The organism is Rickettsia endosymbiont of Nabis limbatus (assembly GCF_965196655.1).
GTDB lineage: Bacteria > Pseudomonadota > Alphaproteobacteria > Rickettsiales > Rickettsiaceae > Rickettsia.
This window is the reverse complement of sequence record NZ_OZ239771.1, coordinates 1,714,887-1,738,174: the sequence shown is the minus strand read 5'-3', so window position 1 is coordinate 1,738,174 and position 23,288 is coordinate 1,714,887. Positions and strand designations below refer to the sequence as shown.

The following is a 23,288-nucleotide window of genomic DNA, read 5'->3' as shown; positions in this document are numbered from 1 at the left end:
ATACTCTATATTTTCTTACTATATACTTTAAAGAAAACCAGTATAAATAACATACTAAATAAAGTATTGCAAAAAAAGAATAACGACCAAGGAAGATATTTCGCACAAATGCCACCAAGAGCAGCTAAAACAATACGACTAACCGAGCTAAAAGACGCTATAATAGAATATTGAGTAGCCACAAATTCACTATTACAAAGGCTAGCGAAATATATCGAGATAATTGTTCCGGCAAGACCTGCACAGAAATTCTGCATGGTAATAGTTAGTATGAAAGTTTTTATATCATATCCAATAACAGCAAGGATCATGAACATAAGAGGTGAAAGTAATTGAATAATGCCGCCTATTAAAACGCTACGTAATATACCGATTTTTGTTGATAAAATTCCGCCTAACGCTCCTCCTACTATCATAATAAGCAATCCGTAAGCCTTGTAAATAAAGGCTATTTCATGAGTAGTAAAACCTAAATTTAATAGAAAAGGCGAACTCATAGCCATAGGTATAGAATCAGCGGCTTTATATAGAAACACAAACAGCATAATTAACAATAAATGTCGTTGTTCGGTTTTTAAGGATATAATACTACTTTTAATAACTTCAAAATATTGTTTTAAATTTATTAAATCTTTCGTTCTATGAGATTGTTGTTTCGGCTTTGGTTCTTTAATGCATAAAATAATTATAGGTCCAAGAAGAGTAATGTAAATAGCTAATTTATAAACAGTACTCCAATCAAAAATAACCGATATATATAAAGCACCGACGCTACCGAGTAACATCCCAAGGCGGAATCCTATACTGCCGAAAGTAAAAGCCAAAGAGAGTTCTTTTTTTGAAGTAGGTCTCTCAATGCGGTATGCATCAAGTACGATATCCTGAGTAGCCGCACAAAAAGAGATAATAAATAATATAATTGCAGTAATATATATATTATGACAAGGATTAAAACTCGAAAAACCGGTTATTGCAAGGCTTAAACATAGCTGTGATGCTAATGCCCAGCCACGCCTAGCTCCAAATTTAGAACATAAAAAAGGGATAGAATATTTATCGATAAAAGGAGACCATATAACTTTTACGCAATAAGGAAAAGCAGCAAGCGATATTGAACCTATTATATCGGTTGTATATTTTGCTTCAGATAATTGATATGGAACAGTAAAAAAAATTAAATTAAATGTTAGACCGGAAATCATACCTAAGAGCAAAATTCCAAGTAAATACATCTTATCTACACTTATTTGCTTTATCAATAACATATTATTTATATTGTATTTTTAAAGAATAGGGGGCGACTTTAGAAAATATCTTACCTACTACCGGTATTTTAGTTACAATACTACTAATGAAGAAAAATGATGGGATAACGTTACCTTTAATTTGAATTAATTTTTGGTTGGTATCAATATTACCTTTCATAGTAAAGTCAAAAAATGGTCCGTGTGCTTCTGCACCGGATAATGTAATTACGTTTCCTTGATAACTAAAATTACCGTTCATATCTTCAAATGAAATATTCTTATTATTGGTTATCGAGCTAAGAAGACCAGGTATTGAAACGAAAGAAACTAATCTTGTTAAAAAAGGAGTATCGGTTAAAGCAAAACGTGTTATATAGAATTTACCATCTAATATTGGTATTATATCGCCTTTTTTAACTTTGTATCTTCTAGTATTCAGGTTAATTTTAGTATAACCGCCTTGCATAGAGCTATACATCCCAAGCCCTTTAAGTAATGCTCCAGCATTATCTGACTCAATTAACCATTGTTCATAGCTTTCTTGTGCAGTAAGAGACATCATTACTTTTCCATTATTGGAAATATTGCTATTTAGAGAACCAGAAAAGCAGAGTACTTTATCACATTTAATTGCTAAATCAAAGTTATCTAAAATTACATTATCTTTTAATAAAATTTTATATATGTTAGTTTTTAACATTACATTACGTGTGGAATCACCATCTTTTTGTAAAAACTCCATCATATTAGAGTTTGAAAGATCTAACACACTTCCATAAATTTCAGTATTTAGATTATGACTATCTATAGTTATTTTTCCTCTTAATCTTGTATTTTTATGATTAATAGAAGATAGAGATATATTATAAATATCTTTCTTAGCTAAGATATTACCATTAATTTTTAAACTATCATCCCCTGACAGACTAAATTCGATATTCTTATCTGAGCCTTTATCATTTAATTTAGTATGGATATTTAAATTAGCTTTTTTACGCAACTGTTTGTGGATAGCTACTTTAGCTATATAAAACTCTAAATTATCAAGGTTAGAATTAAGATCAATAGTTGTATTGTTATTTTGTTTCTTATACTCAAAATCTAAAACAGCACTACCTGACATTAATTTTAATATGCCAAAACTTTTATTATTTGCTGTAATATTACTTTTTATTTTGAGCAGGCAATTATTGTTTTCATCTACCATATCGTGGTCATAAGTAAAATTACTTACATAGTTATTGATCTTACCTTTACCAGTAATATTTAATTGATTGTCTTTAAAAACACCTTTTGCCTCACCTTGTTGCAACAATATATTATTGCTTAAAGTATTAAAATTTATATCAGTCAATGTTGAAGTAACATTATAGCTATTATCGATTTCAGAATTGATAGGAATTATTATCTCTATTATTGAATTGGCATTTCCTTTAATTTCTTTCAAATCAATATCTTCATTTTTAACATTTTGATATGCATCATTTGGTATAAAATCAACTAAATCACTAATTTCACCTTTAGCAGTAGCGTTAAAAACAAATTGTGACTTAAGAGGTCCTTCCCATTTAAAAGTCATAATACCATTAGACAGAACGCTGTTACCGCTATAAGCCTCATTAATCAAGAATTTTATCTCTGCCCCTGAAATAACTATATTAGTATCAACTTTAGTTAAAGCAGGTAAATCTTTATGATATTTATATTCAAAATTTGATATATGCAAATTTGCTTTTAAATTATCATCTTCTAAAATATTTTCTTTTAAAAATTTTCTATCTAGTTTAATGCTTAATTCGCCGTTTTGAATGTGACCTTGTTTTATATGCTCTTGCAAATATGATATCACAGGATTATTAGGAATAATTTTTTCTACTGTTTGGTAAATTATCAAAGGAATATTTACTATATTGGCATTTGCATCTATGTTTTTATCAGTTACTTTACTGTTTAAAGTTAAAGAAGCTTTGTTACCAAAATTCAGCTTACAATCAGCTATTTTAGGGTTACTTTTTGTATTGCTAGTTTTATAAACACATATAGCTTTTCCAAGCGGCAGCCCTGCCCCTTTTTCATCGGTTAAAATATCACTTTTTATTGAAGTGAGGTTTATATTAGTTAAAATATTTCTTTGGAATATATTTAAAGAGTAATCACCATTTATTTGAGTATTTATAATTTCTTCCTTATTATTCGATATTACCGAAAATTGAGCTATATTAAAATATGCTTCTATTAATGAATTAGAAAATAAATCTTTGAAATTTAAAGTAACATCAAGGTCATTAATTTCCCCTTCAGCATTATCTATAAGATATAAAGAAATTTTATTAATTATTAAGTGATTTTCTTTAAAACTTAAGTCATTTATTACAGCTTTGATATCATTTTTACTTAAATAAAATTCAATTACTCTTTTTAAAGGCTTATCCATATGTCCATGATTTGCACTATAAAAAATTAAATATGCAACTAGAAACAATGCAGCAAAAGTTGTAAAAATACTAATAAAAGCTTTTTTGAGAAAATTCATTCGAGTTTATAAATCGATTAAAAGATAACGCAAGTTTTAGACTTGTAATATTTGTTAAATATAGAGTATAATCTAGAAAAATCATCAAAAATTATGAATATTACATTTATTGGTAGCGGCTATGTGGGATTAGTTTCAGGTGTTATGATGAGCTATCTAGGTCACAATGTTACTTGTCTTGATAATGATGAAGCCAAAATCTCTAAGTTAAATAAGAAAATATTACCAATTTATGAAGCTAAACTTGATAAATATTTTATGCAAGCTTTGGAACATGAAAGGTTAAAGTTTGCTAGCTTTTATAATGATGAACTTAAAAATACCGAAGCAGTATTTATAACAGTCGGTACACCCTCTAAAGAATCAGGCGAAGCCGATTTAAGTTATGTTTATGAGGCAATAGATAAAGTTTCTCTACATATAAACAAAGATTGTTTAATAGTTATCAAATCAACTGTGCCGCCTAGTAGTTGTAATAATATCATTGATTATTTAAAAGCAAAAGGTTTCTCATTTAATATTGCATCAAATCCAGAATTTTTACGCGAGGGAAATGCTGTAAAAGATTTTTTATATCCTGATCGTATCGTGATTGGTGTAAATAATAAAGAATCAGAGCATATATTACGAAAGATTTATACACCTTTAACGGATAATGGAGCAGAGTTAGTAGTAACTGATTTAGTTACAGCAGAGCTTATTAAATATGGCTCAAATAGTTTTTTAGCTACTAAAATTGCTTTTATTAATGAGATGGCTAATTTATGCGAAAAAATTGGTGCTAATATTAAAGATTTATCTAATGGCATAGGACTTGATAAAAGAATTGGAACAGCCTTTCTAAATGCTGGACCTGGCTTTGGAGGCTCATGTTTTCCAAAAGATATCTTAGCATTAAATAGTATCATTACGAATAATCACATAGATTCTAAAATTCTTGAAGCAGTGATTACAAGTAATAGAGAACGTCCAAATTTCATGGTAGATAAGATAGCTACTTTATTAGATGAAGATTTAAAAGGTAAAAATATAGCTGTTTTAGGCTTAACATACAAAGCAGGTACCGATGATGTTAGAGCAAGCCCTGCAATTGAGATCATTAAAAATTTATTAGATAAAAGTGCATACGTTAAGGCATTCGATCCTATGGGGCTTGAAAATGCCCAAAAAACTTTTAAAAATGAAAATTTGCTATATCTAGATTTCGCAATTAAAGCTTGTGATTTTGCTGATGCTATAGTTATTACTACTGAGTGGAGTGAATTTCAAGAACTTGATTGGCAGAAAATTTACAGCTTGGTAAAATCACCTATAATTATTGATCTACGGAATATCTTAAAAGCTGATGAGATGGAGAGCATAGGCTTTAGATATTATACAGTAGGAAGTAAGATTTAGCCCCAACAACGTCATTGCGAGGAGTCGTAGACGACGCGGCAATTTCAGGAGTTGTTATCCCGTATTATTTCATGAGATTGCCACGCTCATTTCACTCGCTCGCAATGACGATTTATACACTTTAACACTAATTAAAAATGCAAACTGAATTTATACATTTAAGAACGCAAAGCTCCTATTCTTTTTTAGCAAGTGCATTAACTACTGAGAAAATAGTAGAACTTGCCTCTTCTTATAAAATGCCTGCTATTTGCTTAACAGATAAGGAGAATTTATTTGGATCGCTAGAGTTTGCTTTATATGCTATAAAAAAAGGTTTGCAGCCTATTCACGGAGTTATTTTAAATATACAATATGAAGCAAACGTTTTTGCAGAAATATTATTGATAGCTAAAGATGAAACTGGCTATAAAAATTTGCTTAAACTATCCAGTATAACCTTTACTAAAAATGATCGAAAAATATGCAACCATATTACTTTTGAGGATTTAAAAGAATATCAAGAGGGGTTAATAGCATTATGTTGTTATACTGAAGGCGTTATAGGGAAGTGTTTGCTTTCTAATAAAGAAGAACAAGCTGAAATATTTGCACAAAACTTGCAGGAAATTTTTGGAGATCGTTTTTACTTTGAAATTATGAGGCATGATCTACCGGAAGAACAGCTTATTGAAGATAATTATATTAAAATAGCATCAAAATTAAATATTCCTCTTGTTGCTACTAATAAAGTACTATTCAGCAAAAAAAGCATGCATGATGCACATGATGTATTATTATGTATTTCTGCCGGTGTTACTAAAGAATATCCTGATCGTAAAACAGTTAGTGAGAATTGTTATTTCAGATCAGCAAAAGAAATGATAGAGCTTTTTGTCGATCTACCTAGTGCTATCGAAAATACAGTAAATTTAACACAACGTTGTTATTTTGCTGCCCATACAAACCCTCCAATGCTTCCTAATTTTGCTACTAAAGATATTAGTGAAACTGATCTAATTAGAAAAGAAGCAAAAAACGGATTACTTGCAAGACTTGATACAAAATTCAAATCTGAACATATTTCCATAGAACACCAAGAAAATATTAAAACTGAGTATTTTGCTCGTCTTGATTATGAGCTAAACATTATATGCAGTATGAATTTTGCTGGTTATTTTTTGATCGTATCCGACTTTATAAAATGGAGTAAAAATCAAGACATTTTAGTAGGACCAGGCAGAGGTTCAGGAGCAGGATCAGTTGTTGCTTGGAGCTTGCTTATCACTGATCTTGACCCTATTAAGTTTGGTCTATTATTTGAAAGATTTTTAAATCCAGATCGTATTTCAATGCCTGACTTTGATATTGATTTTTGTCAGGAAAGACGAGAAGAAGTTATTAATTATGTACGCTCTAAATATGGTAATAATAGAGTAGGACAAATTATAACTTTTGGTAAAATGCAGGCAAAGGCGGTAATTAAGGATGTCGCACGAGTACTAAGCTTGCCATATAAATTTGCAGATTATCTAACTGAATTAGTACCGTTTAGTGCAATAAACCCCGTTACGCTTGAGCAGGCAATACGAGAAGTACCAGAGCTTGCCAACGCTGCTAAAGGTAACGGATTATATAATTTAGAGGGTGAACTAGAATTAATTAAGCTAGTACTTGATACCTCATTAATTCTTGAAGGGCTGCATCGTCACTCCTCAACACATGCAGCAGGAATCGTAATAGCTGGTACTGATTTAGTTGATATAGTACCTGTCTATAAAGATGCTAACTCCGATATGCTAGTAGTTGGTTATTCTATGAAATATTGCGAGCTTGCTGGTTTAATTAAGTTCGATTTTCTTGGGCTGCAAACTCTAACTGTTATTACCGATTGTAAGAAATTGTTAAAAGAACAAAATATAGAAATAGATTTTAACGATATGACATTTGATGATGAAAAAACTTATCAAATGTTATGCAAAGGTAAAGGAGTCGGCGTATTCCAGTTTGAAAGTGTTGGGATGAAGGATGCACTTAGACGCCTTAAACCTGACTCCATACATGACTTAATAGCTCTTGGTGCGTTATATCGCCCTGGACCTATGGAAAATATTCCAACTTATATAGCTTGTAAGCATAAATTACAACAGCCTGATTATTTGCATGAGTTATTAAAGCCTATCTTAGAAGAAACTTATGGAGTAGTAATATATCAAGAACAAGTACAACGAATTGCTCAAATTTTAGCTGGTTATACCCTAGGGGCTGCTGATTTGCTTCGTAGAGCTATGGGTAAGAAAATTAAAGCTGAGATGGAACAACAAGAAGAAATTTTTGTTAAGGGTGCAATAGCTAATAATATTTCTGAGGCTCAAGCTAAATCAATTTTCGCAACTGTTGCTAAATTTGCTGGTTATGGTTTTAATAAGGCACATGCTGCAGCTTACGGGGTTATTTCATACCAAACAGCATATCTTAAAGCTAATTATCCAGCAGAATTCGTAGTTGCGTGCTTAAATCTTGAACTAAATAATCACGATAAAATTAATTTATTCCTGCAAGAAGCAAAAGATAATAATATAAAAATTATTGCACCGAATATTAATGTTTCTAATGGGTATTTCAGTATTTTAGAGCATTCTATAGTGTTTGCACTTGGGGCTATAAAAGGAGTTACGCCGAATTTTGGTAAGTTAGTCACAGATGAAAGAAAGGCAAGAGGTGCTTTTAAATCGATCGTTGATTTTATTGAGAGGTTACCACCAAAAGCTATAAACAGCAAATTACTTGAAAATTTAATTAAAGCTGGTTGTTTTGATGAATTACATGACAATAGATTGCAGTTGTTTTCAAGTATTTCTAAGCTTCTTGCATATTCGGTTTCTTACCATGAAGAGCAGGCATCTAATCAATTTAGCTTAATTAAAGTCTCTAGCTTAAGTAAAGAAATATTAGTTTTAAGTGATTACGCTGATAAAAATACTTTAGCTTTTTATGAATTTGAGGCCATGGGGTTATTTATTTCAAATCACCCCCTAACAGAATACAAAGAAATATTCAATCGCTTGAATATCTTAAGCTCAGCTGATTTACATAATAATATGCCTGATGGTAGTAATAGAGTAATGATTGCTGGTGTAATACAAAAGAAAGATTCTCGTATGTCAGCAAGAGGTAGATTTGTTACCCTAGTGCTTTCTGATCCTGAAAATATATTTGAGTTAAGTATTTTTAGCGAAGAGGTTTTAAAAGATTACGTACATTTACTTGACGTTAAAAGTTTAGTAGTTGTTAATTGCGATATCATTAAAGATGAGGGCGGTATTAAAATTACTGCTAAAAGCTTTTCATCAATTGAGGATGCAACCAACAATCAGCAATTTGACTTACAGCTTTATCCTAAAAATGATGAAGAATTAGAACAAATAGTAACGTTACTTGCAAATTGTATAAATAACGATGAGCAGAGTAATACTACAGCTACAATATATTTATCAAGTAAATCAGTAAAAAATTTTGTAGCAAAGATTACATTGCCAGAAAAGTTCTTTTTACGAGGTCAAAATTTTGAGATTCTTAGTCTTTATCAAAATACTTAAATCTACAGCTATTTTATCTTTCTAAATCTGCTTTAGATAATTCTGTAATTTTTATAACAGACTCTAATGGGATACCTTCTTTCAGCATTTTCTTTGCCATCATAACTTTTTCTTCTTGCATTTTTTTTGCCATGATAGCTTTTTCTTCTTCTCTACCTTGTTGCATCCAATGATGAGCTATGCTTTTCATAATGTTCTCTCTTTTTTAGGATTTAAGTAGTTTTTCTACTTCTATTAGATCACCTTGCTTAATCTTGGTCAAAGTGTAGTATAAAATTAGTTCTATATGATCAATACCAATATCAACTTTAGCGAATTTAGGCAAAAGATCAGCTATTTCTTCCCACCTTTTTAACAAATCACGCTCGTGAATATGCTTCATAAAAAACTGTAAGATTCCTGACCATGCTTTTTCTTTCAATTTTTCGTCCGGAATATCATGAACATTGATTAATTGTCATTGTCAAATAAAAAGGGACCAGTAAATTGCACGAAAAAGGGACCACTATATGTAAAAATTTTTATGTCAAATGACCTCCAAATTTATAGTTATTAATACGATAACTTTTACCTGTGATGTTTAGTATATGTGCATGATGTACTACTCGATCAATAATTGCATGAGTTAATAACTCATCAGCAAATATTTCATTCCATCTTTCAAAATCCTTGTTTGTGGTAATAATGGTAGATTTATTTTCATATCGTTTAGCAATAATATTAAAAAAATCATCTACTGAATGTTTTGGTAATTGCTTAAAACCTAACTCATCAAGAATTAATAAGTCAAATGATAAGAGTAATTTAACTTTTTTGTGATAGCTATTATCTGCTCTTGCAATATGTAAATTATAAAGCATATCCGATACCGTAGTAAAATATACAGAGTATTCTCGTGTTAAAGCTTTTAATGCTAATCCAATAGCAAGATGAGTTTTGCCAGTTCCAGAATTACCTATGAATATGACATTGCCCTTAGTATTAATATAATCACAAGTAGATAAATCACTTATTACTTTGGCATCAATACTTGGTTGGAACTGAAAATCAAAGTCTTCTAAATTTTTAGTGACTGGTAATTTAGCAGCACTTTTACGACGACGGTAATTATTATCCTTACGGTGAGATTTTTCATCTTCACATAATAGTGAGAGAAATTCTTTAAATCCTAGTTTATTATTTTGAGCATAAATAATCCTTTCATTTAAGCTATTGACTATACCTGATAATCTAAAACTACGTAGGTCATTAAGCAAGTTCTGCATTCTGACCTCCAAACTCTGGCAATGGTAAGTTTACTGCATTACTATTTAAGATATTTTTAATTTTAGAGTAAGAACTTATACCGTAATGTAATGCTCTATGACAAGCTTTATCTATTAACTCATCATTGTAAACCTTACGTAAAGAAATAATACCTCTAGCACAACGTTGCCAATCATTTACTCGTGTTTGTTGTAATAACTCTAATAATAAACTGCAATTATTTCCTATCTGCTGCATTTGTTGTTGATAATGTTCACTATATTCTATAAAACCTGGGCATAGACGTTTATATTTGGCATAATGAGACGGATTAGTGGTAAATATTCCTTTGCCATCTGTTCTAACGTGCCTTGCTATTAAATCATTTTGGATAGAAAATATTTGAACAAGTTTTGGTGATAATTGTACCAGTACCTCACTGTATATATATTTTGCCGGTACGGAATAATAATTATTATCTATGGTGATATGACAATCTTTTGCTACTTTTCGATTATGCCACGATGACAAATCAAACGTTTCTAATGGTAAAGGCATTAAATTATTACTTTCTTCTTGCTCAAATAGTTCCTGAGGAATTTTTTTAGTAGTACCATGTATTCGGTTATTTGCTTTATTTAACCAGTTAGCAAGATCATGTGTTAATTCTTCATATCTATGAAATTTACGTCCAGCAAAAAAATTATTTTTGACATACTTTATTCCTGATTCTACTTTGCCTTTTTCTTGAGGTTGATATACACGACAAGGAGAAAGTAAAATTCCATAATGATCAGCTAAACGTTTGTATTCCTTCTGATATACGGGCTCATAGAAATTGCTATCTACCACTCCAGCTTTAAGATTATCAAGTTTTATTACTTTTGGACTGCCAGCAAAATAATTAAATGCATTGATATGACATTGTATCCATGTTTGACAACTTTGATCAAACACTACTTCATAATAATCAAGGCGACTATAACTTAAACGCATATTAAATACATATGCTTTAACTCTACGCCCCTTAGAATTATACTGTAAGCCTATGTCACCAAAATCTACTTGTGCTTCCTCTCCTGCTAAAGTATGAAAACGAATGCAACTGTTATTTTGTATCTTATATTTTTTGATATAACGGGTTAGCGAACCATAACTTTTTGTATAACCTTGAATTTTTAACTCTTCAAAAATTCTTATGTAACTTAGATTCTTTTCTAATAACTCAATTATTTGTTCGTGCCAAGAATCCAGTGCTGAAGATCGTTCATAGGGTGCAGGAGATTCTGTACCAGACTCTACATAACGGTTTACTATTTTTCTTACTGTTTTACGGTCTATTCTCGTTAGTTTGGCAATATTTCTTTGACTATTGCCTTGCTTATAAAGGGTGATAATTGTTGTGTACATATTTATTCTTATCATTGTATCACTAGATATTTATTTTAATTAATTATCTAGTGAATATTGCACATTATAACCTTATTAGGTTACACCAAATTCTCTGGTCCCTTTTTCGTGCAATTTACTGGTCCCTTTTACTTTAGCAATGACACCTATTATTTTTATAAATTGACTATAGCTTACTAATTGAAAATCTCTTTGATGATAAATCCATATTTGCTTCAGATAATAATTCTTAAAACAATCATAAGATGACTGCCAGTAGCCTATTATAATTGTTATTACCTCACTTCTGTTAAGTCGACTTTTAGGACCAGATTTGTTGTTATGGTTAGTAATTGAATTTGTATGCTTGTCTAATTCTTGAAAAAAATCATCGACGTAACAAAATATTTCTGTAAAATCCATTATCATAGGTTATTGCTCTTAAAGTTTTTTCAATAACCTATAAACTTTTTTCTTATACTATAAATACCATATTTTAATTAGCAATTTGTATTTTGTACTCACTTTATAACAAAAACAGTATTATCAATATCCCCGTAACCCACTGTTTATCAGCTATACAGCGACTTTTTGAATACGAAACTCGCGTTTCTCAGGTATTTATTGATAGCTATAGCAGAGTAGCTGATGCTAAACTATATACTGATAAAACAGCTTTAACTGCTGCTGATATGCTTAATGACCGCGTGTTACCATGGTATGAAACTCAAGGCATACCAATACTTCGTATTCTGACAGATCGCGGGTCAAAATATAAGGGAAATATAGAGCATCATGCTTTTGAATTATTTCTAAGTATCGAAGGTATAGAACATACTATTACTAAAGCATATTCTCCTCAAACAAATGGTATGTGTGAACGTTTTAATAAAACTATGAAACAAGAATTCTTTGATACAGCTATGCGGAAAAAGATCTACACTGATCTTGATGATTTACAATTAGATCTTGATATTTGGTTAGAGCATTTCAATAATGAGCGACCACATTCAGGAAAATATTGTTATGGTAAAACGCCTATGCAAACTTTTAAGGACAGTAAGAAATTAGCTATTGAAAAGAACAATGAAATCTTATATCTTGAATACTCATCTGACAGTCATAATTTATCAGATATTCAGATATAATTTTTATAGTGTCTGTAAGATCAAATCTTGACTTCTACACATTATTAAAGAGTAGTTCAAGTAAATAAAAAATTTAATCTACTATTTTGCAGCACGTTTTAGTCTATCGTTGATAGCAGCACCTATATTTATCAAAGGTATAGGAGCAACCGCTATATGTTCTATATTATGAGCAGCAGCATAATCATCTAATAATCTCAAATAGGCATAAAGATTGACCGCTGCTTCTGTAAGGTCGCCTTTACTGCTTAAGTTTAATGAATGTTCCCCTTTAAGATTGCTATCACCAAAATTTAATCCTATTTCTTTAGCATTTAAATTTGTAGCATTTAATCTAATTGGTACTGTTGGGGAATAATGTTTCTCAAGCATCCCTGGAGCTTTAATATTAATATTTTTCGATGCTTTATGGATTTTAGTACCAAGTTCTGCTTCTAAAACTTCAGCAGTCATAAACCCCTCTCTAAGAATGGTAGGTATATCAGTGGTAGTATCAACGATAGTTGATTCCAAACCATATTTAGATTGATAATCTTCAACTGTTAAAATAAAAATTTCTTCATTATCATTAAAATGCTTTGTAACATGCTCTAGCCTAGTCGGGCTTATATAATTTGAAGGGTTGGCACTTGGAGCAGCTATTGGCTTTCCGGATTGTTTAATAAGTTCCAATGCTAATGGGTGGGATGGTATACGAATTGCTATAGTTTTAAGTCCTGCCGTAACTGCTGGGGCAATATTTGCATTTTCTTTTAACGGAACAACTATAGATAACGGACCGGACCAAAATTTTTCTGCTATTTTTTCGGCTATGTAATTAAACTTACCTATTTCTTTCGCCTGCTCTATAGATGAGACATGCACAATAAGCGGGTTGATAGTAGGACGATTTTTAAATTGAAAGATTTTTAAACACGCTTCTTGATTGGTAGCATCCGCTCCTATTCCATATACGGTTTCAGTTGGAAAAATCACTATTTTACCGAAGGTTATAAATTGAACTGCTTGTTTTACCATAAGCGGTTAAATTTAGCTATTTTATGAAATAACTCACAAACATCTTGTAACATTAGCAAGCGGTTTTTGGCAATTTTTGGATCACTATCATTAACAAGTACATTATCAAAGAAACTAGTAATTGGGGTTAATAGATTCTGCAATAAATTTAATGTTTCATCATAATCCTTATCAACAATTTGCAATGAAATCTTTTGTGTTACTTCAAATAATTCCTTTTCAGGTTGAGTACTAAATAAATTAGGTTCAACAATCCCATCAATATTTTGGCTTCCAAGTATGTTACTTGCTCGTTTGTAAGCATTTAATAATTGCTTTCCATCTTCTTTTGCTAAAAACTCTTTCAATGCATCAAGCTTAAATTTTATATTTGCTAAATTTAAATCAAGAACAGCATTAATTAGCGAAATATCATATTCATTTTTAAAATAAAATTTCGCTCTTTCTTCAAAAAATGATATTATTAAATCTTTATCTTTATCAGATGAATACAATTTCAAAGAAAAATTAATTAAACTACTTAAATTCAGCTCTAACTTATTCTCAACTATTATTCTTATTATACCTAATGCCTGACGTCTTAATGCATATGGATCACCAGAACCTGTTGGAGCTTCACCGGCTATCATGAGACCTACTAAGCTGTCTAATTTATCCGCAAACGCAAGTAAAGCAGCATTACCGATCGGTACACTATCACTCAAACTTTGAGGCTTATAATGATCTTTGATTGCTGCCATTATTTCTTCACTCAAGCCCTCATGTTTTGCGTAATAATAACCCATAATACCTTGCAACTCAGGAAACTCTCCGACCATCTCAGAAACAAGATCGCTTTTACAAAGTTTAGCTGAGGTAATTAAATCTTTATTATCAGGGTCGATATATTTACAAATATTAGTAATACGCTCTACTTTTTCCTTTAAACTACCAAGCTTTGTATGAAATGTTACAACTCCAAGCTTTTCTAAATTTGATTCTAGCGTTTTAGATATATCTTGCTTATAAAAATATAAAGCATCAGAAAGTCTTGCAGATAATACTTTTTCATTACCTTGCACAACTAGCTTACTATTGGAAAAATTGCCGTTACTAACAAAAAGGAAATATGGTGCAAAATTTCCTGGTTTGTCAAATGAACAAAAATATTTCTGATGAGTACGCATTGAAGAAGCTAGCACTTCTTTAGGCAACTCTAAAAACTTTTGCGGTATTGTACCACATAATATTACCGGAAATTCACTAAGCCCTGCTACTTCCTCGACTAATCCTAAGTCTTCTTTTATGGTTAAATTATGAGCATTTGCTTGCTCTAATAAACTGGTTTTAATTATTTCTTCTCGCTTCAATCTTTCTAAAATTACATAATTTTCTATGAGTTTAGTTTTGTAATCCTCAAAATCTATTATTTCGAGTTTTTTATTATCAGTAAGGCGATGCCCAAAAGTTATATTATTAGCAGTTAAATGCCCGAATTGCAGTGGTAATATTTCGCCATCAAATACGCATAAAATATTTCGTAGCGGTCTAACCCATTTTATTTTGTAATCACCCCAGAACATCGATTTCGCCCAACTATATTTATTAATAGCCTCTATAATAATTTTAGGTAAAATTTCTTTTATCTGTCTTTCTGCTACTTTTTTAATATAAAAATAATATAATTGATTATTAATTAACTTAGTTGAAAGCTCTAGTTTGCTAACATTATGAGCTTTGCAAAAACCATTAATTGCAGCCTCCGGTGCTTCCGTACTTGGTCCTTTAATCTCGATTTCTTTTGGTAACGTTACTTTCGGCAAATGTGTAGCATATAGCGTTATCCTGCGAGGTCCTGAAAATACTTGTAACTTTGCAAATATTTCATTCTCTTCAAAAATTTTGGTGAAAATGTTTAAATACCCTTCTTCTGCATTTTTCTGCATGAAAGCCGGAATTTCTTCACTAAATAGTTCTAATAATAATTCACTCACCACTCATCTCCAACCATTTCATACAACAAATTTTAGCCAAACGACGTACTCTTAACACATATGAAGCACGCTCAGTTACGCTAATTATTCCACGTGAATTCAATAAATTAAAGTAATGACTTGCCATAAGACAATAGTCATAAGCAGGTAACGGCAAGTTTGCCTCTACTAACCGCTCACATTGTTCTTCACTATCTTTAAAATGACGCAATAGCATTTCGCTATCGGCAAGCTCTAGATTAAATTTTGAGGATTGTCTTTCAGCCTCAAAATCAACTTCACCATACTTTAAGGCTTTTTCACCTGTTTGACCATTCCAATCAAGTTTTTTCACCTCATCAATTCCTTGAATATATAAAGCAAGACGTTCTAAGCCATAGGTAATTTCACCGGCAACAGGTCTACATTCAATACCGCCAATTTGCTGCATATAAGTAAACTGCGACACTTCCATACCATTACACCATACTTCCCAACCAAGCCCTGCAGCTCCAAGTGTTGGAGATTCCCAATCATCTTCAACAAACCGAATGTCATGAGTTTTTAAATCTATGCCTAAACATTCTAAGCTTTTAAGATACAGCTCCTGAATATTATCGGGTGAGTGTTTTAGGATAACCTGAAATTGGTAATAATGTTGCATTCTGTTAGGATGCATGCCATATCTGCTATCTCCAGGTCTTCTTGATGGTTGTACGTAAGCAACAGACCAAGGCTTAGGACCAAGACAACGAAGCACTGTTGCAGGGTGAAATGTACCAGCTCCCACATGTGCATCATAAGGCTGCAAAATCGCACAGCCATAATCCTGCCAATAATTTTGCAAGGTTAGTATAATTTGCTGAAATGATAGTTTTTTCATAAGGCGTTGTTATCGGGAAAGAAAATTTTGATCAACTAAAAGGATCAAATATTTTAATGTTAAACATGTAGAAGTCAAGATTTGATCTTACAGACACTATAAAAATTATATCTGAATATCTGATAAATTATGACTGTCAGATGAGTATTCAAGATATAAGATTTCATTGTTCTTTTCAATAGCTAATTTCTTACTGTCCTTAAAAGTTTGCATAGGCGTTTTACCATAACAATATTTTCCTGAATGTGGTCGCTCATTATTGAAATGCTCTAACCAAATATCAAGATCTAATTGTAAATCATCAAGATCAGTGTAGATCTTTTTCCGCATAGCTGTATCAAAGAATTCTTGTTTCATAGTTTTATTAAAACGTTCACACATACCATTTGTTTGAGGAGAATATGCTTTAGTAATAGTATGTTCTATACCTTCGATACTTAGAAATAATTCAAAAGCATGATGCTCTATATTTCCCTTATATTCTGACCCACAATCTGTCAGAATACGAAGTATTGGTATGCCTTGAGTTTCATACCATGGTAACACGCGGTCATTAAGCCAAAACTTACGCTATGAGTGGAAGAGTGATAAATTATTGTAAGAATAATTAAACATGTCAAAGAGGAACAGATTGCAAGCAATACCAATTAATAGAACAGATTACTGTCAATTTTTAACAATTAGCCAAAAGAATTATAGTTTAACCTACTACGCTGAACATGCCAAGAAATGTAGCCATGATGTTATTAATAGATTTTTAGAAAATGAAAAATATACTCCTTCTTTGTTATGGGAACACATTAAGAATGATGTTATCTTTTCATCTAACGGATATACAATATTTGATGATACGGTGTTAAACAAAAGGAACACAAAGAAAATAGAGGTTGCTAGATCGCAGTATAGTGGAGCTACAGGTGGAGTTACTACCGGTATAGGAGTAGTGAGTCTTGTATATTATAACCCCGATATTGATAAGTTTTGGGTAATAGATTATCGCATTTTTTCACCTGATCATGATGGAGCGACGAAACTAGATCACCTACTAAAGATGTTCAATAATGCTGTTTATAGTAAAAAGATTCCTTTTCAAACTGTACTTTTTGACACATGGTATGCTACACACAAAATTATGCAACATGTTGACTCCTTGGGCAAATATTATTATGCCCCTATTAAAGCCAATAGAAATGTTAGTAAAACGTGTGATTACGAGCCTTATAAAGCTGTTAGCAAGTTGACGTTTTCAGATGAAGAAATTAAGAATGGAATGGAGATTCATATAAAAGGATTTGCCAAAAATAAGCATGTTAATTTGTTTAACATTTACTGTTTCTACCAACAGAGTTGATTATGTTGTTACCAATAACAAAACTCAAAAATCTTCTAAAGCTGCACAAGATGAGTTTGGCTTGCGATGGGTAATTGAGAGCATGCATAGAAAAATTAAGCAACTGACTGGTATAGAACGTTGCCAATGCAGAAAACAGCGTATCCAACGTAATCACATTAGTTGTGCATTTCTAGTTTGGGCTTTTCTCAAAAGAACTGCAAATAAAATAGGTAAAACGGTCTACCAAATAAAGTTAGGGCTTTTAGATGACTATATGCAACAACAGCTTCGTTCTCCATCTTTACGATATTTAGAACCAAACATAGCGTAAGTTTTGCCTACTGTGCTCATAAAATATCCTTTACTCCAAAACTCACTTCCCCATAATTTTTCTTTAAGATTTGGATATTTCTTAAACATTTCCTTAGATGTAATACTTTTTATGATTTGAGTTATTTTTGTTGGGCTATACATTAGTATTGACTGTAGTAAAAAATGTACATGTTCTTTATCTACTCCTATTTCCAAAAATCTAATTTCATAACGAGCTTCTATGTCCTCACAAATTTTACATAAATAATCGTCTAGTTCCTCTTTGAATATTACTCTTCTATACTTTGCCGGTGTTACTAAATGATATATTAGTACTGTGACATTATCACTTTTATGTATATAACTGCTTTCTTCCATGCATCTAGTATATCACGAAGCAGACCTTCGGGGAATTAAACCCTAAGAGATTAATTTGTTGTGTTTGCGGCTTGCTTCTTTTGCTCAAGTAAACTTTTTACTCTTCTATTTAATTCTTCTCTTCTTTTTTTGTAACAAATCTTGTTTTTGGTCAAATAATTATTAAATGGAGATAAGAAATGAACTTAAATCAAAAAATAATAAAGCCAAAATTAGGATTACTAGAACTCGCTAAGAGTCTTGGTAGCATATCATCAGCATGTAAAGCGATGTGATATAGCAGAGATAGTTATTACAGATTTAAAGAACTGTATGAAACTGGTGGTGAAGAAGCGTTGTATGAGATTAGCCGGAAGAAGCCAATAATAGCGAATAGAGTTGATCCAGCGATAGAGAAGGCAGTAATGGATATGGCAATAGAATATCCAGCATATGGACAGATTCGAGTATCAAATGAGCTTAAGAAGAGCGGTATACTTGTATCACCTGGAGGAGTGAGATCAATTTGGTTACGTAATGATTTAAACAATATCAATAAAAGGCTTAAAGCATTAGAAGCAAGGATGGCTCAGGATGGTATTGTACTTACTGAATCTCAGTTACAAGTACTAGAGAAACGACGTAGCGAAAAAGAAGCCCATGGCGAGATTGAGACACAGCATTCAGGTTATCTAGGATGCCAAGATACATATTATGTAGGAAATTTTAAGGGTATAGGTAAGGTTTATTCTCAGGTATTTATTGATAGCTATAGCAGAGTAGCTGATGCTAAACTACAAAACTTACGCTATGTTTGGTTCTAAATATCGTAAAGATGGAGAACGAAGCTGTTGTTGCATATAGTCATCTAAAAGCCCTAACTTTATTTGGTAGACCGTTTTACCTATTTTATTTGCAGTTCTTTTGAGAAAAGCCCAAACTAGAAATGCACAACTAATGTGATTACGTTGGATACGCTGTTTTCTGCATTGGCAACGTTCTATACCAGTCAGTTGCTTAATTTTTCTATGCATGCTCTCAATTACCCATCGCAAGCCAAACTCATCTTGTGCAGCTTTAGAAGATTTTTGAGTTTTGTTATTGGTAACAACATAATCAACTCTGTTGGTAGAAACAGTAAATTTAAACAAATTAACATGCTTATTTTTGGCAAATCCTTTTATATGAATCTCCATTCCATTCTTAATTTCTTCATCTGAAAACGTCAACTTGCTAACAGCTTTATAAGGCTCGTAATCACACGTTTTACTAACATTTCTATTGGCTTTAATAGGGGCATAATAATATTTGCCCAAGGAGTCAACATGTTGCATAATTTTGTGTGTAGCATACCATGTGTCAAAAAGTACAGTTTGAAAAGGAATCTTTTTACTATAAACAGCATTATTGAACATCTTTAGTAGGTGATCTAGTTTCGTCGCTCCATCATGATCAGGTGAAAAAATGCGATAATCTATTACCCAAAACTTATCAATATCGGGGTTATAATATACAAGACTCACTACTCCTATACCGGTAGTAACTCCACCTGTAGCTCCACTATACTGCGATCTAGCAACCTCTATTTTCTTTGTGTTCCTTTTGTTTAACACCGTATCATCAAATATTGTATATCCGTTAGATGAAAAGATAACATCATTCTTAATGTGTTCCCATAACAAAGAAGGAGTATATTTTTCATTTTCTAAAAATCTATTAATAACATCATGGCTACATTTCTTGGCATGTTCAGCGTAGTAGGTTAAACTATAATTCTTTTGGCTAATTGTTAAAAATTGACAGTAATCTGTTCTATTAATTGGTATTGCTTGCAATCTGTTCCTCTTTGACATGTTTAATTATTCTTACAATAATTTATCACTCTTCCACTCATAGCGTAAGTTTTGTTGGTTTATTAGTCGCAAAATACCGTACGACAAGTTTGCATGGTCAAACTATTCATAAGCCTATAATTACTGTAGTAAGAGGTAAAATAGAATCTATCAAACCAACTATTATCGGAGGACAAGTAGTATTAAGTGAAATAAAAATCGAGAAAATTAATCGTGATTTACAGAAAGTAAAAATTAGTATACCAAAAAAATATTTACAAGAAATTAGAGTTAATGATTACATTTCTCTACTTGCTAAGCTTTATAAACCTCAAAATAGTATATTACCTGGCGGCTATGATTTTGGGTTTTATGCATATCTTGCTGATATAGGAGCAAATGGCTATGCGATGTCAGAACCTAAAATTTTAGCACGCAATCAAACGACTATTGATAGCCTTATTTATAAAATACGTATTTTCATTTATAATAACTTAATAAACAAGCTTGGTAGTGATAAAGGAAATTTTGCGGCGGCAATATTACTTGGTGAAACGAAAGGCTTAAACAGGCAAATCATGCAAGATATGCGGCAAAACGGCATATCTCACGTATTATGCGTTTCAGGGCTACATTTGTCATTAGTGGTGATAATTATTTTTACTACTACAAGGTTTTTACTAAATCTCTCAAACTATTTAGCGTATAATTACAAAATAAAACTAGTTTCTGCTTACTGTGCATTAATCGGCAGCTTTGGATATTTAGAGCTAAGCGGGATGCAGATCGCAGCAACCAGAGCTTTTATTACGGCAGCGATTTTTATTTATGGGATTATTATAGGAAGATCCGGTTTTCCTATTCGTTCTCTCGCTATTGCTGCATTTATAATATTATCGCTAAATCCCGAATATATTTTTCATCCGAGTTTTTAGCTATCTTTTATTGCCGTATTGTCACTTGTGGCAGGCTATGAGTTTTATCTTAAAAATTCGTGGTTACTTGGAGAGAAAAAAGGCATTTTTGGAGCAATAAAATTTTATACTATATCAAATGTCTATTCTAGTTTTTTAGCAAGCATTATTACTGCCCCTGTAGTAATAAATCAGTTTTTTATATTTTCCACTTATTCAGTACCAACAAATCTTATTGCCGTGCCTATAATGTCTTTTTTTCTGATGCCACTTGCTTTACTATCTCTGCCTTTTACTATTATTGGATTTGATAGTTATATTTTAAAAATTATAGGGTTTTTTATTGAAATAATAATTAGATCAGCCCACTATTTTAATAATTTGCCTGGCTCAGTTTGGTATTTCGGCTACATTACAAATTTTAGTATCTTACTCTTTTTATTTGGATTTTTCTGGATTTGTATATGGAAAACTACGTGGCGACTATTTGGACTAGTAATTATGGCAATATCCTTTATATTTATGCTTTATTCACCAAAACCTGAATTAATATTCGATGTGGGTAATATGGCAATTGGTATTAAGAATAAGCAAGGTAAGCTTGAAATTTATGCTGATAAGATGGCGATATTTAATAGGGTTTATTGGGCTAATTGGTTTGGACAAAAAGACAGCACGCTACTACCTCTAAAAGATAATATTTTTGCTACTAATTACGGGCAAAGAATCATATTTAATAAAAATAATTATTGCAAAGAAGCCGAAATTCATATCAATCTTAATCATAGAGCAAAATGCACGGGAAATCTGATGACTATCGATAGAGATTTTTTAAACAAAAATCCGGTTATACTTATATTTTGCAATTCTAAAAAATGTAGAATAAAATCTAGTCATGCAAACTATCAATAAAACATTAAAAATTCCTTCAAAAGGGTATAAAAAAATTTTGAGTCTTCTTAACAAAAAAGGAGAAGCAAGATTAATTGGTGGCTCAGTTCGAGATGCCTTGCTTGGTAAAGATAGTTATGATATTGATATAGCGACGAACTTACTACCAAATGAAGTAATAAGCATTTTGTCCCAAGCTAGGATAAAAACTATCCCAACCGGCTTAAAATTTGGCACAATTACAGCTATCTTAGAAAAGGAACAATTTCAAATTACAACTCTTCGGAAAGATATTGAATGTAATGGCAGGCACGCTAAAGTAGTCTTTACAAATGATTTTGCTGAAGATGCAGAAAGAAGAGACTTCACTATTAACGCTTTAAGCTATTGCCCTTTTAAAGGTAAAATATATGATTATTTTAACGGATTTGAAGATTTAGAACAGCGAAAAGTAATATTTATAGGAGCTGCTCATCAAAGAATCAAAGAAGATTATTTAAGAATTTTACGATTCTTTCGTTTTTCTAGCTATTATGCAAATAGGCTTGATCCAAAAAGTCTTAAAGCATGTGATGAACTAAAAAGCGGTTTAATGAGCTTATCACGAGAACGGATAAAAAATGAGTTTGATAGAATTATAGTCTCAAACAATAGCCCTGAAATTTTAAAAGCGATGTTTGAAATAGAGATTCTGAGTTTGATATTCTCCATCCAAAATTATGCAATAAAAATTGCAGAGCAAGCTAAAAACTTTAATCTAGATCTAGTTTATAGATACGCATTATTACTATATAATCAAAAAGATTTAGACTTAAAAATCTTTTTAAACTGGAAATTTTCAAAACACGAAACTATCCGAATATTATCAATATTAGATTTTATTCACAAGAATATAATCACTGAATTTGATATAAAAAAAATCTGGCTAGAACATAAAAATTATAAAGAATATCTATTAACAGCAAATGTATTAGGTAAGATAGAATATTCACAAATAACAAAATTTATAAATATATATGATTCATTAGAACGACCTAAATTTCCAATAAATGGCACTGATTTACTGAATATAAATATAGAGCAAAAAGAAATAGGCGAAAAACTAAATTACTTAAAAAAGATTTGGATAGATCAGGATTTTAAGCTTAGTAAGTTGGAACTATTATCATTCCTGCGAAAGCAGGAATCTAGTAATAAACAAGGAATCTAAATATATGAAGAGTAAAAATTTCTTTTTTCTGGATTCCCGCCGTTGCTGG

15 protein-coding genes and 6 pseudogenes are annotated in these 23,288 nt (G+C 31.3%); 8 read left to right on the top strand and 13 right to left on the bottom strand.

The window, feature by feature from the left end; all coding sequences use genetic code 11:
• Positions 1 to 5: 5 nt before the first annotated feature.
• Together ACOAL3_RS10075 and ACOAL3_RS10070 are read right to left on the bottom strand one after the other, a co-directional pair.
• Complete coding sequence (locus tag ACOAL3_RS10075; RefSeq protein ID WP_419234980.1) at positions 6 to 1,265, bottom strand: MFS transporter; 1,260 nt, start codon at positions 1,263 to 1,265, stop codon at positions 6 to 8.
• A gap of 1 nt (position 1,266) precedes the next feature.
• Entirely contained in the window at positions 1,267 to 3,780 is a 2,514-nt protein-coding gene (locus ACOAL3_RS10070) for a YhdP family protein (protein ID WP_419234979.1), read from the bottom strand.
• A gap of 93 nt (positions 3,781 to 3,873) precedes the next feature.
• Between ACOAL3_RS10070 and ACOAL3_RS10065 the strand changes: the two genes are divergently transcribed.
• Both ACOAL3_RS10065 and dnaE read left to right on the top strand, forming a co-directional pair.
• The gene (locus ACOAL3_RS10065) at positions 3,874 to 5,178 is read left to right on the top strand and encodes a UDP-glucose dehydrogenase family protein (protein WP_419234978.1); all 1,305 of its coding nucleotides are present in this window, start codon (positions 3,874 to 3,876) and stop codon (positions 5,176 to 5,178) included.
• A 137-nt stretch (positions 5,179 to 5,315) separates the two neighbouring features.
• Entirely contained in the window at positions 5,316 to 8,756 is a 3,441-nt protein-coding gene (gene dnaE / locus ACOAL3_RS10060; RefSeq protein ID WP_419234977.1) for a DNA polymerase III subunit alpha, read from the top strand.
• A 13-nt stretch (positions 8,757 to 8,769) separates the two neighbouring features.
• On the opposite strand, the gene ACOAL3_RS10055 is transcribed toward dnaE, so the two are convergent.
• The 5 genes from ACOAL3_RS10055 to ACOAL3_RS10035 all read right to left on the bottom strand — a co-directional run bounded on the left by ACOAL3_RS10055 (position 8,770) and on the right by ACOAL3_RS10035 (position 11,813).
• On the bottom strand, positions 8,770 to 8,946 hold the full coding sequence (locus tag ACOAL3_RS10055) for an Rpn/YhgA-type helix-turn-helix domain-containing protein (RefSeq protein WP_419234976.1): 177 nt from the start codon (positions 8,944 to 8,946) through the stop codon (positions 8,770 to 8,772).
• A 15-nt stretch (positions 8,947 to 8,961) separates the two neighbouring features.
• A complete protein-coding gene (locus ACOAL3_RS10050; protein ID WP_419234975.1) occupies positions 8,962 to 9,177 on the bottom strand; it encodes a hypothetical protein in 216 nt (71 codons plus the stop codon).
• Positions 9,178 to 9,277: 100 nt separating this feature from the next.
• Entirely contained in the window at positions 9,278 to 10,021 is a 744-nt protein-coding gene (gene istB / locus ACOAL3_RS10045; protein WP_419234522.1) for an IS21-like element helper ATPase IstB, read from the bottom strand.
• A complete protein-coding gene (gene istA, locus ACOAL3_RS10040) occupies positions 10,005 to 11,411 on the bottom strand; it encodes an IS21 family transposase (RefSeq protein ID WP_419234561.1) in 1,407 nt (468 codons plus the stop codon). Before istA ends, istB begins: the two co-directional genes overlap by 17 nt.
• A 75-nt stretch (positions 11,412 to 11,486) precedes the next feature.
• On the bottom strand, positions 11,487 to 11,813 hold the full coding sequence (locus ACOAL3_RS10035; protein WP_419234974.1) for a hypothetical protein: 327 nt from the start codon (positions 11,811 to 11,813) through the stop codon (positions 11,487 to 11,489).
• 191 nt (positions 11,814 to 12,004) lie between these two features.
• Here ACOAL3_RS10035 and ACOAL3_RS10030 point away from each other — a divergent pair.
• Positions 12,005 to 12,538: pseudogene (locus ACOAL3_RS10030) on the top strand (integrase core domain-containing protein); the annotation flags it as partial.
• An 81-nt stretch (positions 12,539 to 12,619) separates the two neighbouring features.
• Here the strand turns inward: ACOAL3_RS10030 and ACOAL3_RS10025 are convergent.
• The 4 genes and pseudogenes from ACOAL3_RS10025 to ACOAL3_RS10010 all read right to left on the bottom strand — a co-directional run.
• Positions 12,620 to 13,555: an L-threonylcarbamoyladenylate synthase gene (locus ACOAL3_RS10025; RefSeq protein WP_419234973.1), complete on the bottom strand. Its 936-nt coding sequence runs from the start codon at positions 13,553 to 13,555 to the stop codon at positions 12,620 to 12,622.
• Complete coding sequence (glyS, locus tag ACOAL3_RS10020) at positions 13,549 to 15,528, bottom strand: glycine--tRNA ligase subunit beta (protein WP_419234972.1); 1,980 nt, start codon at positions 15,526 to 15,528, stop codon at positions 13,549 to 13,551. Before glyS ends, ACOAL3_RS10025 begins: the two co-directional genes overlap by 7 nt.
• Positions 15,521 to 16,390 (bottom strand): glycine--tRNA ligase subunit alpha, encoded by an 870-nt coding sequence (locus ACOAL3_RS10015; protein ID WP_419234971.1) that lies wholly within the window; start codon positions 16,388 to 16,390, stop codon positions 15,521 to 15,523. The genes glyS and ACOAL3_RS10015 overlap by 8 nt, the downstream gene beginning before the upstream one ends.
• Before the next feature lie 105 nt (positions 16,391 to 16,495).
• Positions 16,496 to 16,948: pseudogene (locus ACOAL3_RS10010) on the bottom strand (integrase core domain-containing protein); the annotation flags it as partial.
• Between the two features lie 55 nt (positions 16,949 to 17,003).
• On the opposite strand from ACOAL3_RS10010, the gene ACOAL3_RS10005 reads away from it, so the two are divergent.
• Both ACOAL3_RS10005 and ACOAL3_RS10985 read left to right on the top strand, forming a co-directional pair.
• Complete coding sequence (locus ACOAL3_RS10005) at positions 17,004 to 17,741, top strand: hypothetical protein (RefSeq protein WP_419234737.1); 738 nt, start codon at positions 17,004 to 17,006, stop codon at positions 17,739 to 17,741.
• Positions 17,742 to 17,808: 67 nt separating this feature from the next.
• Positions 17,809 to 18,054 (top strand): annotated as a pseudogene (locus ACOAL3_RS10985) (IS701 family transposase); the annotation flags it as partial.
• A 2-nt stretch (positions 18,055 to 18,056) separates the two neighbouring features.
• On the opposite strand, the pseudogene tnpA reads toward ACOAL3_RS10985, so the two are convergent.
• A pseudogene (gene tnpA / locus ACOAL3_RS09995) lies at positions 18,057 to 18,413 on the bottom strand (IS200/IS605 family transposase); the annotation flags it as partial.
• A 179-nt stretch (positions 18,414 to 18,592) separates the two neighbouring features.
• Between tnpA and ACOAL3_RS09990 the strand changes: the two are divergent.
• Positions 18,593 to 19,189 (top strand): annotated as a pseudogene (locus ACOAL3_RS09990) (helix-turn-helix domain-containing protein); the annotation flags it as partial.
• Between the two features lie 6 nt (positions 19,190 to 19,195).
• On the opposite strand, the gene ACOAL3_RS09985 reads toward ACOAL3_RS09990, so the two are convergent.
• Positions 19,196 to 20,227 carry an IS701 family transposase gene (locus ACOAL3_RS09985; RefSeq protein ID WP_473198140.1) on the bottom strand — a complete coding sequence of 344 codons (1,032 nt, stop codon included), beginning with the start codon at positions 20,225 to 20,227 and terminating at the stop codon, positions 19,196 to 19,198.
• Between the two features lie 584 nt (positions 20,228 to 20,811).
• Here ACOAL3_RS09985 and ACOAL3_RS09980 point away from each other — a divergent pair.
• Positions 20,812 to 22,050, top strand: a pseudogene (locus ACOAL3_RS09980) (ComEC/Rec2 family competence protein).
• Positions 22,034 to 23,239 carry a CCA tRNA nucleotidyltransferase gene (locus tag ACOAL3_RS09975; protein WP_419234970.1) on the top strand — a complete coding sequence of 402 codons (1,206 nt, stop codon included), beginning with the start codon at positions 22,034 to 22,036 and terminating at the stop codon, positions 23,237 to 23,239. Before ACOAL3_RS09980 ends, ACOAL3_RS09975 begins: the two are co-directional and overlap by 17 nt.
• Positions 23,240 to 23,288: the final 49 nt, after the last annotated feature.

Bases quoted from the DNA above. Each gene is read 5' to 3' on its own strand.
- ACOAL3_RS09975 (WP_419234970.1), top strand. From the start codon at position 22,034: ATGCAAACTATCAATAAAACATTAAAAATTCCTTCAAAAGGGTATAAA.
- dnaE (WP_419234977.1), top strand. From the start codon at position 5,316: ATGCAAACTGAATTTATACATTTAAGAACGCAAAGCTCCTATTCTTTT.
- istA (WP_419234561.1), bottom strand. From the start codon at position 11,411: ATGTACACAACAATTATCACCCTTTATAAGCAAGGCAATAGTCAAAGA.
- istB (WP_419234522.1), bottom strand. From the start codon at position 10,021: ATGCAGAACTTGCTTAATGACCTACGTAGTTTTAGATTATCAGGTATA.
- ACOAL3_RS10005 (WP_419234737.1), top strand. From the start codon at position 17,004: ATGTCAAAGAGGAACAGATTGCAAGCAATACCAATTAATAGAACAGAT.
- ACOAL3_RS10055 (WP_419234976.1), bottom strand. From the start codon at position 8,946: ATGAAAAGCATAGCTCATCATTGGATGCAACAAGGTAGAGAAGAAGAA.
- ACOAL3_RS10025 (WP_419234973.1), bottom strand. From the start codon at position 13,555: ATGGTAAAACAAGCAGTTCAATTTATAACCTTCGGTAAAATAGTGATT.
- ACOAL3_RS10075 (WP_419234980.1), bottom strand. From the start codon at position 1,265: ATGTTATTGATAAAGCAAATAAGTGTAGATAAGATGTATTTACTTGGA.
- ACOAL3_RS10015 (WP_419234971.1), bottom strand. From the start codon at position 16,390: ATGAAAAAACTATCATTTCAGCAAATTATACTAACCTTGCAAAATTAT.
- ACOAL3_RS10065 (WP_419234978.1), top strand. From the start codon at position 3,874: ATGAATATTACATTTATTGGTAGCGGCTATGTGGGATTAGTTTCAGGT.
- ACOAL3_RS10070 (WP_419234979.1), bottom strand. From the start codon at position 3,780: ATGAATTTTCTCAAAAAAGCTTTTATTAGTATTTTTACAACTTTTGCT.
- ACOAL3_RS10035 (WP_419234974.1), bottom strand. From the start codon at position 11,813: ATGGATTTTACAGAAATATTTTGTTACGTCGATGATTTTTTTCAAGAA.